10 protein-coding genes are annotated in these 14331 nt (G+C 35.6%); 5 read left to right on the top strand and 5 right to left on the bottom strand.

Annotation, left to right across the window (positions count from 1 at the left end):
• Positions 1-481 precede the first annotated feature (481 nt).
• The 4 genes from HNS38_RS09840 to hflX all read right to left on the bottom strand — a co-directional run bounded on the left by HNS38_RS09840 (position 482) and on the right by hflX (position 3991).
• Positions 482-1201, bottom strand: a complete 720-nt coding sequence (locus HNS38_RS09840) for a DUF6873 family GME fold protein (protein ID WP_172279736.1) — start codon at positions 1199-1201, stop codon at positions 482-484.
• Positions 1158-2165: an elongator complex protein 3 gene (locus HNS38_RS09835; RefSeq protein ID WP_172279735.1), complete on the bottom strand. Its 1008-nt coding sequence runs from the start codon at positions 2163-2165 to the stop codon at positions 1158-1160. Before HNS38_RS09835 ends, HNS38_RS09840 begins: the two co-directional genes overlap by 44 nt.
• Positions 2166-2434: 269 nt before the next feature.
• Positions 2435-2791 (bottom strand): dihydroneopterin aldolase, encoded by a 357-nt coding sequence (gene folB / locus HNS38_RS09830; protein ID WP_172279734.1) that lies wholly within the window; start codon positions 2789-2791, stop codon positions 2435-2437.
• A 6-nt stretch (positions 2792-2797) separates the two neighbouring features.
• A complete protein-coding gene (hflX, locus tag HNS38_RS09825) occupies positions 2798-3991 on the bottom strand; it encodes a GTPase HflX (RefSeq protein ID WP_172279732.1) in 1194 nt (397 codons plus the stop codon).
• A 160-nt stretch (positions 3992-4151) separates the two neighbouring features.
• Here hflX and HNS38_RS09820 point away from each other — a divergent pair, with 160 nt between their 5' ends.
• Positions 4152-5384, top strand: a complete 1233-nt coding sequence (locus HNS38_RS09820) for a 6-phosphofructokinase (RefSeq protein WP_172279730.1) — start codon at positions 4152-4154, stop codon at positions 5382-5384.
• A gap of 425 nt (positions 5385-5809) precedes the next feature.
• Here HNS38_RS09820 and HNS38_RS09815 read toward each other — a convergent pair whose 3' ends face one another.
• A complete protein-coding gene (locus HNS38_RS09815) occupies positions 5810-6142 on the bottom strand; it encodes a thioredoxin family protein (RefSeq protein ID WP_172279728.1) in 333 nt (110 codons plus the stop codon).
• 64 nt (positions 6143-6206) lie between these two features.
• Here HNS38_RS09815 and HNS38_RS09810 point away from each other — a divergent pair, with 64 nt between their 5' ends.
• The 4 genes from HNS38_RS09810 (at position 6207) to aspS (ending at position 14202) form a co-directional block, all read left to right on the top strand.
• The gene (locus tag HNS38_RS09810) at positions 6207-6659 is read left to right on the top strand and encodes a hypothetical protein (RefSeq protein WP_172279726.1); all 453 of its coding nucleotides are present in this window, start codon (positions 6207-6209) and stop codon (positions 6657-6659) included.
• Positions 6660-7558: 899 nt separating this feature from the next.
• Entirely contained in the window at positions 7559-10858 is a 3300-nt protein-coding gene (locus HNS38_RS09805; RefSeq protein ID WP_172346376.1) for a SusC/RagA family TonB-linked outer membrane protein, read from the top strand.
• A gap of 11 nt (positions 10859-10869) precedes the next feature.
• Positions 10870-12318, top strand: a complete 1449-nt coding sequence (locus tag HNS38_RS09800; RefSeq protein WP_172346375.1) for a SusD/RagB family nutrient-binding outer membrane lipoprotein — start codon at positions 10870-10872, stop codon at positions 12316-12318.
• Positions 12319-12444: 126 nt separating this feature from the next.
• Complete coding sequence (aspS, locus tag HNS38_RS09795) at positions 12445-14202, top strand: aspartate--tRNA ligase (protein ID WP_172279719.1); 1758 nt, start codon at positions 12445-12447, stop codon at positions 14200-14202.
• Positions 14203-14331 lie beyond the last annotated feature (129 nt).

Here is a 14331-nt window from a genome sequence, read left to right as displayed (position 1 = left end):
ACAAGAAAGTGCTGTAAGCTCTTACAATAATACCATCCGGAAAAACCATTATACATCAGTCATCCGGATTTGTGCATCCAACATCGATCATCAATCATCGCATCGGTCATCTGCTTAGCCGGAAAGCATTTCCGGCGATTATTGCTTTTATGATTATTTTCTCCATTGAATACAAACCTTCTCATTTAAAAGTCATATTTGAGAGCATTAGCGTCCTAATTATTATTAAAGATTCCTCGATACGCATCGGAATGACAGGTGTTTTGGCAATTCATAAGGAAGAAGGGCTTTGCTTTTTTCAATGCCAAAAGCAAAGCCCTTCTTCCTTCCTATCAAATTATAACACCCTGTCATTCTGAACGTAATGAAATGAAGTGAAGAATCTTTTTTAATACGGAACTTCTTTTGGACAGTGTTGATTTGAGAGTTAAAAATATGGTGTAATCACAATTTGAAAAGCTCTAAGGTTTGAGAAATAAAATCAAGAATTCAAGAAGAAAATCCCGCCACCATCTATCATGGGGCCTTGGTATAATTCTTCAATGGATAAGTCTTTAGATTCTAATAATTCTTTCAACGGAGCTCCTTCAGCATATTGGCTTAAGCTTCCAATGAAAAAGACTTTGTTTTCATAAATACCACAAGCACCTGGTAAAAACCCATGGTCTTGACCTTTTAAAACCACATCTTGGGGAGCAAAATAATGCACCTCTAATCCTTCTCCAATCAATGTCTTTTCAATACCTTTATCCGAAGTAATAAAGCTGCCATCGGGCAAAGCCAAAAGATTGCAACGTGTATAGGCCTGATTTACCGAGATAAATTTCTTTTTTGCGCTGTGGCGGAGGATGCAAGAAGTGGAAAGTTCTTGTTTATGAACTAAATATTCGGGAGTAGAAACAGCATTATAATAAGTAGTTTCGGGGAATTTACTTCCCAATTTTTCTTTTCCTTTAAGGAAGGTGATTCTATGGTGTTTCAAGGCATCAATCAAAGACTTGGGCGCATTTGGTGCAATAATGACAAGCTCTTCCATTTGAAACATAAAAATATCGGGATGTCCACTGATGGATGGATAGACGGTACCAAAGGATTCCAATTGAAAAACTTCTCCAAATTCTTTTAATTTTTCAATAGCAGTTTCGGGTATACGGGCATCAATAATAATCAACATAGAAAGCTCTTTTAATGAGTTTAACATCTGTTTTTATTTTCACTGAAGAAAAATGGTTGGATAATAATTGGGCATTTTCCGATTTATGACCAATAGCAAAGTTCAGCTGATCGTGAGGTACATAAATGATAATGGCCTTATCAGGTTTGAATTCTATTCGCTCAAACAAATGTTCTTTCCAAATTTCCGTCATCACCAACTCCTTAAAAGAGGCATGATAAGGCCCACCCATTAAGGAGTGGTTTGGATCTAGTTCTTCAGAAGGATGCAATCCTATACGAATCACATTTATATTAGCCTCCTCAAAAAGCAAGTATAAATCTTTTACCCATAAAATGGCTTCGGTCAATCGCATGGGTGTATATTTCCCCATTTCCATTAGGCTTTCAAGCTGAGTGCCTTTAATCACTAGGCATGGATAAATGCGAGTATTCTTAGCCCCCAATTCAATAATTCTTTTGGCAGTATGTAATGCCTTTTCACGAGTATCGCCAGGTAAACCAATCATCATTTGCAAGCCAAGCTCAAAACCAGCTTCAATAATCATTTTGCTGGCTCTTTCTACATCTTCTACAGTATGGCCTCTTCCACTTTTTGCCAATACTTCTTCATCTAATGATTGAGCACCAAGTTCAATGGTTTTTACTTTATACTTCTTGAGAAGTTTGAGGATGTCTTCATTAATATAATCGGGGCGAGTGCTTAACCGAATACCTTCTACTCTAGAACCATTAACATATTTTGCAGCGGCTTCCAAATATGCTTTTTGAAGATCAATTGGAATTCCGGTAAAACTACCTCCAAAGAAAGCGATCTCTACTCGACTTCGCTTAGCAGGGATGGTTTCTAAATAGGATTCAATTTTTTCTTGTACCGCTTCAATATCAGGAATATGTTGTTGACCACTAATTTTCCGTTGGTCACAAAATACACATTGATGGGGGCAAGCCATCTCTGGAATAAATATGGGTATATTATAGTGTTTGAGCATTTTGGTAAAACCTTAATTTCAATTTCGAAAATAAAGATAGTTAAATACACCGAGAACTCAAAGGAAATTTAATGTCAGTCGATCTTTAACAAGTCTTTTAACAGTTTTAATTTTATTGAAAGGATATTCTACTCAAATGAAAACATCCCCAGGTGTCAAATAAAATTTCACTATTAGTGCGAAAATTAAATAAGCACGTCATCAACTTACTACGTAATCATAAAACTACACAACCATCGCAACGACGTAACCATTGTAACCACGCATAGTTAACGAGTTTCTTCCAAAGTAAAACTTACACTCTTCATCTGCCCACCCAATGGAGGATTCATCTTTTGAATTTTCACCTTTGCCCATTCCATACTAGGATATTCAGAAAAAGTTTTTTTAATAATTCTTCTGCCCACGTGCTCTAGTAAATCTGAGCTGATAGACATTTCAGTTTTTATTAGCTGATAAACATCTAGATAACTTATAGTATCCTCTATATTATCACTAGCCTCTGCTCTACTGGTATCATTCACAAAGTAGAAATCAACAGTAAAATGCGTTCCAATTTCTTTTTCTTCTTTAAAGCATCCGTGGTAGGAGTAGAATTCCATTTCCTCTATGGCAATCATCGACATATTGTTCTAGTATAAAAAGTTATTATAAGGATATCTAACGGCATGAATTCGTTTTACTTCGGCATATAGCATTTCTCGAAGCTCGGGAATATTGGTTTTATCTTTTGCAGAAATAAACAAAGCGGGCATATTTTCCTTGCTCATCCAAGTCTCTTTCCAATAATTTAAATCGTAGTTCTTTTTGGAAACAGGTGTTAAATCATCTTCTTCTTTTTGCTCATAGGTATAGGCATCAATTTTATTAAAAAGCATGATAACAGGCTTATCACCGGCTCCAATTTCGCTTAATGTTTGATTGACCACTTTAATTTGGTCTTCAAATTCAGGGTGAGAAATATCTACCAAATGAATCAATAGGTCCGATTCTCTAACCTCGTCCAATGTAGATTTAAAACTTTCTACCAAACCGTGTGGGAGTTTTCTGATAAATCCAACCGTATCTGATAATAAAAAAGGAAGATTGTCAACCACCACTTTTCTTACTGTGGTATCAAGGGTGGCAAACAACTTGTTTTCGGCAAAAACTTCGGTCTTACTCAATAGGGTCATTAAAGTGCTTTTTCCAACGTTAGTGTAACCCACTAAAGCAGCTCTAACCAAGCTTCCTCTATTCTGCCTTTGGGTAGACATTTGCTTGTCTATCTCTTTTAATCTCGTTTTTAATAAGGAAATTCTATCGCGGATAATCCTTCTATCGGTTTCAATTTCTGTCTCACCGGGTCCTCTCATTCCGATCCCTCCTCTTTGTCGCTCCAAGTGAGTCCACATGCGAGTTAAACGAGGTAGTAAATATTGGTATTGAGCCAATTCTACCTGGACTTTAGCATGAGCCGTTTGAGCTCTCTGGGCAAAGATATCGAGGATTAAATTGGTTCTATCCATAATTTTAATCTCCAAAACCTTCTCTAAATTTCTGATTTGAGAGGCGCCCAATTCATCATCAAAAACAGCTAGATCGATATTCTCAGCTTTAATATAGGCAGCAATTTCGTTTAGCTTTCCTGAGCCCACAAATGTTTTCTGATCAGGACGAGATAGCTTTTGTACAAAGCGCTTTACTTCTAGGGCGCCAGCAGTAGTGACCAAAAAGGCCAGCTCATCAAGATATTCCTGACTTTTCTCTGCATTCTGATCTTGGGTGATTAAACCTATTAATATGGCTCTTTCTATTTTATCTTCTTTGGTATTATAATTGGACATATTCAAATTTTGGAGTGCAAAAATACGCAAAATGACCCAAAACTATATAAAATAATAAATCACCTTTAAATCAGCTCATAAGCACTTTTTGAATGTCAAAAATAATCCTAAATTTGCGCTTCAATTAAACCATTTAAATAATAAATTTAATATAATACAAATGCAAAAATCTATTGTTTTGTTGGCCGGTGGTGGTCCAGCCCCTGGTATCAACACCGTTATTGCTACGGTAGCCAAAGTGTTTTTAAAAGCAGGTTTTAAAGTACTTGGCTTAAATGGAGGGTTCAAAGCCCTTTTTGCTGAGGCCCCGAATATTACCGATTTCGATTTCTCTTTGGCTGATAGAATTCATAAAGAAGGAGGTTCGGCTATACAAATGAGTAGGTATAAGCCCAAAGACAATGAGTTTCGTGCTGATATATTTATCAAACATAATGTGAAACTTTTGGTAACTATTGGGGGGGATGATACTGCCTCTACTGCCAATAGAATTGCCAAATACCTTGCTGATAAAAACATTAGAATTCAAAACATACACGTTCCTAAAACCATTGATAACGATCTACCTTTACCAGAAGGTGTTCCAACATTTGGATATCATTCAGCAAAAAGCGAAGGGGTTAGAATTGCCACCACCATTTATGAAGATGCCAGAACCAGTGGAAATTGGTTTATTGTAAGTGCCATGGGTCGTGAGGCTGGTCACTTGGCATTTGGAATTGGGGCTGCCTGTCATTATCCTATGATTATTATTCCTGAGATGTTTAATAAAACAACCATCACTTTGGATAAGATTATTCGTTTAATTATTTCTTCTATTCTGAAACGTAAGCTTCTAGGTATCAACTATGGGGTGGTTATAGTTAGCGAAGGGGTGTTCCATAGTATGGGTGATGAGGAGATTGAAAAATCTGGAATTAACTTCACCTATGACGAACATGGCCACCCAGAACTTGGGAACTTGAGTAAGGCACATATCTTCAATGTATTATTGCAGCAAGAACTAAAGAAAATTGAATTAAAAATTAAGAGCCGACCAGTAGAAATAGGTTACGAAATCAGATGTGTACAGCCTGTTGCTTTCGATTTGGTTTATTGTGCTAACCTAGGAATGGGTGTGAAGAAACTATTTGATTTGGGTATTACTGGAGCCATGGTCACCGCTGATCATAAAGGCGATATTTATCCTCTATATTTGAAAGATGTGGAAGATGAAGAAGGCAAAATCAGACCTAGACTTGTAAACATCTACTCTGAAAAATTTAAAATGGTTTATGAGGATAATCAACAATACTTGGTAGAAGATGATTATGACACAGCACACTACTATTTAGAGAAGCCAGAGAATTACGATTTCTTTAAAATATTGAACTGGGAAGAAGACGAAATTTAGTCTAAACCAGAAACATAATAAAGCTTGTCCAATGATACTTTTGGGGCAGGCTTTTTTTTATTGAGGTGTTGAATTTTTTACTTACCATATTGTTTTGATAACCATTTGGTTAATCATCGATTAGTGGGATTCAAAACGATTAAATTGATTTGGATTAGTCTTTTTGCTCCCTTTAGGGTTTGGGGCAAACAAAAAGAACTAATTCACAAGATGTTATAATTAATACTTTAGATTTAATTTAAGTAATGCTGGCAAGAAAACTCCCGCATTTTGTAGTCTTTAGCAAAAAACGTCAAAGACGAGGATTGCGATGTGTGGAAAACCAAGGAGTTTACTTTCGTAAATGACTGTTTTCAACGCAAGAGTAACGAAGTATTTGGTGTTTTCTTGCAAAGACTAAGTAGTTATTTGAACACCTCAATTTTTTATCCAAACATCATTTGATAATAACGATCGATACCATCTTTTAATTCTGGAATAGATACATATTTACTTTTTCTAATGTATTCCTTTCGATCAAAAAAGACCAATAAGGTTGGCATCGAAAAGACTCCAAACTCAGCGGTCATATCTGGATGATGCTCCGAATTCACAAAGTATAATTGCATTTTGGGATAATCATTTGTCAATAATTCTTCCACTTTTGGTCTTAAACTCTTACAAGGTGCACAATTATTACTATAAAAATATACTAATAATGCTTCATCATTCGTAATAGCTTCTTGAAGTTGAGTTAATTGCTGTAATTCTTTGTCCATGGCAAATAATATTTTAAGGCGGCAAAACTAATAAAATTATTAATTTTGCAGCAAAGATACATCAATGATAGACCCAAAAAATATTCCCAGTAACGAAATGGCTAAAAGACCTGATGGTTTAACCCTTCTCTGTGTCTTAAGTTTTATAGGCTCAGGATTGGCTTTCCTCTCCAATTTTATGGTGTTTTTCATATTCCCTAGTATTCCAGAAATAATGGAAAGTGATGAATTTATTCAGATGCCAAATTTGGAACCAGAACTATTATTAGAATTCCTCACTTCAGCCGGTCGAAGTTATTTTCTTATAGCAGCTTTCCTCTATTTAGTATCCATCATAGGGGTTTATTTCATGTGGAAATTGAGAAAAACAGGGATTCACTTTTATGCTATGGCTCAAATAGCTCTATTAATTATTCCTTTGATTTTTATCAGCACTGAGTTGTCTGCTTTGCCAAGTTTACTTTTTACAGTCTTATTTATTTTATTATACTCACGATTTCTAAAAATCATGTATTGATGAGTCCAAAAACAAAGCTTCCATTCTTGTTGAGCATTCTTCTTTATAGTCTTTTGGTTTTATCTACAGTAATATTCATTGTCTTTATATCTTTGGCCTTGCATCAAGATCAGTTCGAATATTTGCTTAAAGCCTATAGCTCCAAAAGTTTTGAATTAAGCTTATTGTCACAATTATACACCCCTCTCTTATTTATAGTGATTTATATAGCTTCTCTTGTCATGATGATTTTAGCTAAAACATATGCCTACTATATTTTCTATGGCTTAAACATATTTTTACTTCTTGTTTTACTTGTAAATCCACCCATTCATTTCCTAAATATGGGCCTCATTATCTTGATCTGTCTATTTATATTTTGGCAATTTTCTGCCTTTAAAAAGGCAAAAATGCAGCAAGAAATGCCAATAAATGAGGATTAATTAGTTGATAAATGCCTTTTTTTTAGCAAAACATGCTCGGTTTTGAACGTTTTTTTTCAATTTAAAGTTCAAAAAGCAAGAAGAATATTTTGTTCTACTCTTCTGTGAGGTTAGTTTTTGTCAATTTTAATTATTGACAATTGTTAATAAAGCCTAAAAAACCATGCCCTTTTTCCTAATGTCCTGAATAGGTTGTAAATAAGCTTGGATTTTTATTGGTGTACTTCTTGCGCCTATTTAGAAAGATTCCAACCAATATTGGGACATAAAAGCTTTTCAAACCACTATATTTTAAAATTCAAAAACGCTAAATGCAACATTGATAATAAATTAACAACAAGTTTTCGTTAAATATTCATTGTGAAATGGCAAATTCATTGTAAATTAGCAATCATAAATCATTTGTTTCTATGGGGGAAGCAATAAACAATAAATCAATTTTAAATCAATTCAATTATTAACTAATTTTTTGAAGTTATGAGAAAATTAACTCTATTACTCGCATTGATCGGCTTTTTAGGCGTTCAAGGAGTATTTGCGCAAACTTCTGTAACTGGTACTGTAACTGATGCAGACAATGGGGGAACTCTTCCCGGCGTATCTGTATTGGTGAAGGGAACCAGTATCGGAACGGTTACCGATATGGATGGTAAGTATAGCTTACAAGTTCCTGAGGATGCTGCAGCTCTTCAGTATTCGTTCGTTGGAATGGAACCACAAGAGATTGCTTACACTGGTCAGACTACAATAGATGTAGCCATGCAAGCCAGTGCTTTAAAACTAGATGAGGTGGTTGTTACTGCCTTAGGTGTTTCCCGTGAGAAAAAATCTCTGGGATACGCTACTCAAGAAGTAACTGGTGATGATTTGAACAAAGTATCTAAGGATAACTTTATCAATTCTATTTCTGGTAAAGTAGCGGGTGTTCAAATTAAGAATAACACCAATATGGGTGGTTCTTCGAATATTATTATTCGTGGTAACTCCTCTTTAACACAAAATAACCAAGCTTTATTTGTCATTGATGGTGTTCCTGTTGACAACTCTAATACAAATAATGCCGGACAAACCACAGGTAGAAGTGGATTTGACTACGGTAGTGCTGCTTCTGATATCAACCCCGAAGATATTGAAAGTATGAACGTATTGAAAGGTGCTGCCGCATCTGCTCTTTATGGTTCTCGTGCTGCCAATGGTGTAATTATGATTACAACCAAAAAGGGTAGTAAAGCTCGTGAAGGTTCAAAAAGAATCGGTGTGAATATCCATTCTAACGTAACTGTAGGTTTTGTTGACAAATCAACTTTCCCTAAATACCAAACAAATTATGGAGCTGGTTATGGTCCTTATTATAGTGGTGGGGATTATCCAGGTTTAGAAGAAATTGATGTAGATGGTGATGGCGTTGACGAATTAGTAGTTCCTTTTACTGAGGATGCTTCTATGGGACAAAAATTTGATCCTAATCTAAACGTAGTACAGTGGGATTATTTCGATCCTAATTCTCCAAACTATAAAAAATTAACACCTTATGTTAATGCTGAAAATGGTGCTGAAAGTTTCTTTAACGACCAGTTAACATTAAAGAATAGTGTTGATGTAAACGGCGGAACAGATGTTTCTACTTTCCGTGTTGGATACACAAACATGCATCAAAAAGGTATTCTACCAAACTCTCAGTTAGATAAAAATACTTTTAATATTAGCGCTTCTTACGACGTTCTTAAGAATGTAAAAGTTTCTGCTGCTGCTAATTATTATAAGACAAATGGAAAAGGTCGTAACCATACTGGTTATAGCGAGAATATCCTCTCTTCTTTCCGTCAGTGGTATCAAGTAAATGTTGATATGAAAGAGCAATTGAGAGCTTATGAAGCACAAAACGAAAACGTAACTTGGAACAGAAGTGCATGGAATGATGGTTCTCCAATTTATTGGGACAATCCATACTTCCAAAGATATGAGTCTTATCAAACTGATGAGAGAAATCGTATCGTTGGTTATTTCCAAGCAGATTGGAAAATCAATGACTATTTTGCTTTAATGGGACGTGCTTCTGTTGATACTTATGACGAACTTCAAGAAGAAAGAAAAGCCATGGGTTCTATTTCTAATGAATTTGGTGTGGGTAGAGTTGACCAGACTTCTGGTTATTACAGAATGGATCGTAGATTCATGGAAGCTAATTATGATCTTAAATTAGATTTCCATAAAGATTTAGGTGAAGATTGGAACTTAAATGCATTTGCTGGTATTAATATCCGTCGTAATAATATTGGTGAAGCTATGGCTTCTACTAATGGTGGTTTATTAGTTCCTAATGTATATGCGCTTAGAAATGCTGCAGCAATTAGTGCTGACGAAAACGTATATAAAAAAGGAGTAAATGGTTATTATATCGCAGCATCTGTTGGATATAAAAACATGGTTTATTTAGATGCGACTTATCGTTATGATATCTCTTCTACTTTACCAAAAACTGATTGGGCTTATGGATATTATTCATTGTCTGGTAGCTGGTTGTTCTCTGAAATGGTGGAAGCTGATTGGATGCAATTAGGTAAAATTAGAGTAAACTACGCTCAAGTAGGTAACGATGCTCCTTATTTATCATTATATGATACTTATGACCAATTCCCAAGCTTTAGCGGTAATGCTGTGGTTTCTGTACCTAGTACTACAAATAACGCGAATTTAAAGCCTGAAACTACAAACTCTTTAGAGGCTGGTTTCGAAATGACCATGTTGAATAATCGTTTAGGAATTGATTTTGCTTATTATAAGACCAATACTAAAGACCAAATTATGCCAGTTGCTGTTTCTACAGCTACAGGATATTCTCGTAAGTATTTTAATGCTGGTGAGATTCAAAACTCTGGTGTTGAATTAGCACTTAGAGGTACAGCGATGAAAACTAATGATTTCCGTTGGGATATCAACTTAAACTTTGCTAAGAATAACTCTAAAGTGGTCTCTTTATTTGATAAAGATGGTCAGAAAGTGGATAACCTACAGTTAGGTGCTTTACAAGGTGGTGTGACTATTAACGCTAAAGTTGGTGAACCTTATGGTGTGATTCAAGGACAAGATTATGTATATGCTCCTGATGGACAAAAAGTAATTAATTCTAGTGGTTACTATCTTAAATCTCCAACCTCTGATAATATTTTGGGTGATGTTAATCCTGATTTCAATATGGGATTAAACAACTCATTCTCTTATAAGAATCTTTCTTTCAGTTTCTTAATCGACTGGCAGCAAGGTGGAAGTTTATTCTCTCTTGACCAGTATTATGGTAGAGCAACAGGTCTTTATGAAGAGACAGATTATACTAATGACTTAGGAAACCCTGTTCGTGATGCTGTAATTCAAAATGATGATGGTTCTTACGATGCAAGTTCTGGAGGTTTAGTATTAGACGGAGTTGTTGAGCAAGAAGATGGGTCTTATGTAACCAATACAACACGTGTTGAAGGTGGTAATTATAAAGTATTTGGTTATAGTAGAAACCCTAATGCTGCATTCATATATGATGCTACATATATCAAGCTAAGAGAAGCGGTAATTACTTATAATATGCCAAGAAAACTTATGGATAAGACTTTTATCCATGGTGCTTCATTTAGTTTAGTGGGTGGTAACCTTTGGATTATCTCTAAAGACCTTCCTCATGCAGATCCTGAAGCATCTCAAGGTGCTGGTAATATTCAAGGATGGCAAGCAGGTGTGATGCCTTCTTTAAGAACTATTGGATTTAGTGTTAAATTACAATTTTAAAACGGAGTATTATGAAAAGAATATATTTAATATTAATCGTTCTAGTCGCGATCTCTGTATCATGTACTAAGAACTTCGAAGACTGGCAGAAGGATGAGAAGCATCCTGCCGTGGTGCCAGGTGAAATGCTTTTCACCCACGCACAAAAAGCTCTAGCAGATCAAGTAGCTAGTAGTAATGTGAACCTAAATAATCATAAATTATATGCTCAGCATTGGACGGAAACAACTTATACCGATGAGGCGAATTATGATTTAATCAACAGAAATATCCCTGATAATGTATTTAGAGTTATTTATCGTGATATTTTAAAGGATTTGCAAGAAGCTAGATCAATTATATCTGGTGATGCAACCACAACTCCTGAAGCTCAGATTGCAAAAACAAATAGATTAATCATTATTGATGTATTAGAGGTGTATTCCTACCAAAGGTTAGTAGATATTTTTGGAAATGTACCTTATTCTGAAGCCTTAAATATTGATGCTACTTTAAATCCAGCATATGATGATGGAATGATGATTTATAAGGATCTTGTTGTGAGATTAGATAAAGTTATTAATACATTAGATGCTAATGGTGGAAGTTTTGGTTCTGCTGATATTTATTATGGTGGAGATGTTCAATCTTGGATTACATTTGCTCAATCCTTAAAATTCAGATTAGCTATTACTATTGCCGATGCAGATAATGCAACTGCACAAGCCTGGGGTGAAGCTGCTGCTGCACATACATTCTCTAGTAGTGCTCAAGATGCTAAGCTTGTTTATGAAGCTGCTCCTTTAGACAATACAAATCCTATTTATCAAGATTTGGTAGCTAGTGGGCGTAAGGATTTTATTCCTGCTAATACAATTGTTGATTTTATGAACGGATTAAATGACCCACGTCGTGCTGCTTATTTTGATTTAAACGAAGTAAACGAAGGTGAATATGTAGGTGGAATTTATGGTTCTTCTAATGCTTGGGGTAATTATTCTCACGTAGGTACTATGATTTTAGATGCTACTTTCCCAATCCAACTTCTTTCTTTTACTGAGATGGAATTCTATAAAGCAGAAGCTGCTGCTCGTGGATGGTCTGTTGGTGGAACTGCTCTTGAGCATTATGAGGCTGCTATTACTGCTTCTTTTGCTGAGTGGGGTATTGAAGGCGCTGCTGATTATATCGCTTCTGAAGGCGTAGCTTGGGATGGTACAACTGATTGGAAAAAAGCTATTGGTATGCAAGCCTATTTAGGTTATTACCAAAGAGGTTTCGAAGGTTGGACTACTTATAGAAGATTAGACTGGCCTACAATGAATGTACCTGAAGGTGCTATTACTACTGATGGTGGAGTTCCTAGACGTTTTACATTCCCTGTAAACGAACAAACATTGAATGCTGATAATTATTATAAAGCTGCAGATGCTGTTGGTGGTGACCTTATGGAAACTAAATTATTCTGGGATAAATTCTAATTTCAGTTATAATATTTAATACAAAGCCCTGCTCATTTGAGTGGGGCTTTTTTTATACCATATTTTTCTACAATTTTAGTATTTTTGCAAATTCAATTTTTATCGATAATACTAAGCTAATCATATATGTTAAGATCACACACCTGCGGGGAACTTAGAATAGAAAATGTTAACGAATCCATTACCTTAAGTGGTTGGGTACAGAAATCAAGAGACTTAGGCGGAATGACCTTCGTAGATATGAGAGATCGCTATGGGATTACTCAGGTGGTTTTCAATATGGAAGACAATGCTGCACTTTGTGAGCAAGCTCGTAAATTAGGTCGAGAATTTGTGATTAGCCTAAAAGGAAAAGTGGCAGAAAGAAGCAATAAAAATGCGAAAATGGCAACAGGTGATGTGGAAATCATTGCCGAAGAACTCGTTATACTCAATAAAGCTAAATTACCTCCATTTACTATAGAGGATGATACTGATGGTGGCGAAGAAATTAGAATGAAATACCGCTACTTAGATTTGCGAAGAGCTCCTCTCAGAAAAAATTTAGAGTTACGTCATAGATTATCTATAGCTACTCGTAACTACTTAGACAAGCAAAGTTTCTTTGAAATAGAAACTCCTTATCTTATTAAATCTACTCCAGAAGGTGCTAGAGATTTCGTAGTACCTAGTAGAATGAATCCTAATGAATTTTATGCCTTGCCACAATCTCCTCAAACCTTTAAGCAATTATTGATGGTAGCTGGTTACGACCGTTATTATCAAATTGTAAAATGTTTCCGCGATGAGGATTTAAGAGCCGACCGTCAGCCTGAATTTACACAGATTGACTGCGAAATGGCCTTTGTGGAGCAAGAAGATATTTTAAGCACTTTCGAAGGAATGGCTAAATACCTTTTTAAAGAAGTAAAAGGAGTAGAAATTAATGAGTTCCCAAGAATGGAGTATTCAGATGCCATGAAATACTATGGTTCTGATAAGCCCGATATTCGCTTCGATATGAAGTTTGTGGAGCTTAATGAAGTCACTCAAAACAAAGGATTCAAAGTTTTTGATGACTCAGAAATTGTTTTAGGAATCAATGCGAAAACTTGTGCAACTTATACCAGAAAGCAATTAGATAAATTGATAGACTTTGTAAAGAAGCCACAAATTGGTGCCAAAGGATTAGTTTATGTAAAATGTAATGAGGATGGTAGTTTTAAATCATCAGTTGATAAATTTTATAGTCAAGAAGACTTGAAAGCTTGGGCAGAAATGATGAATGCAGAAGCAGGAGATTTAGTTTTAGTCATGTCGGGTGATACTGAGAAAACTCAAAAAGCCATGAACGAGCTTCGCCTAGAAATGGGTGAAAGACTTGGTTTAAGAGACCCAAATGTATTTGCACCTCTATGGGTGATAGACTTTCCATTATTAGAGTGGGACGAGAAAACAGAGCGTTATCATGCCATGCACCATCCCTTCACTTCTCCTAAGGCAGAAGATCTTCATTTATTAGATAAAGAGCCAGGAAAAGTAAGAGCCAATGCCTACGATATGGTGATTAATGGTGTTGAAATTGGAGGAGGTTCTATCAGAATCCATGATCGTGATTTACAAAAACTCATGTTTAAACATTTAGGTTTTACAGACGAAGAAGCACAAGAACAATTTGGTTTTCTAATGGATGCTTTTGAGTTTGGCGCTCCTCCTCATGGTGGAATTGCTTTAGGTTTTGATAGACTTGCCGCTATGTTCGGAGGATCTGATTCTATTAGAGATTATATTGCCTTCCCTAAGAACAATACAGGCCGTGATGTGATGATCGATTCACCTTCAGAAGTTGCACAAGCTCAGTTGGACGAGTTATTCCTACAGACTGTGAAAAAAAATAAATCATAATAGATATCCGCGAATTACACCGGTTTACGCGAATTTAAAAAGCAAGGACAAAATTGTTTGCCCTTGCTTTTTTTATTTCCGTTAATCTTTTTCTCTTTCCTCTTCACATATTGCGTCATCGACTGAGCT

This window comes from Lentimicrobium sp. L6 (assembly GCF_013166655.1).
GTDB lineage: Bacteria > Bacteroidota > Bacteroidia > Bacteroidales > UBA12170 > UBA12170.
Note: the sequence above shows the minus strand (reverse complement) of the source record. Positions and strands in the feature narration are given on the sequence as shown.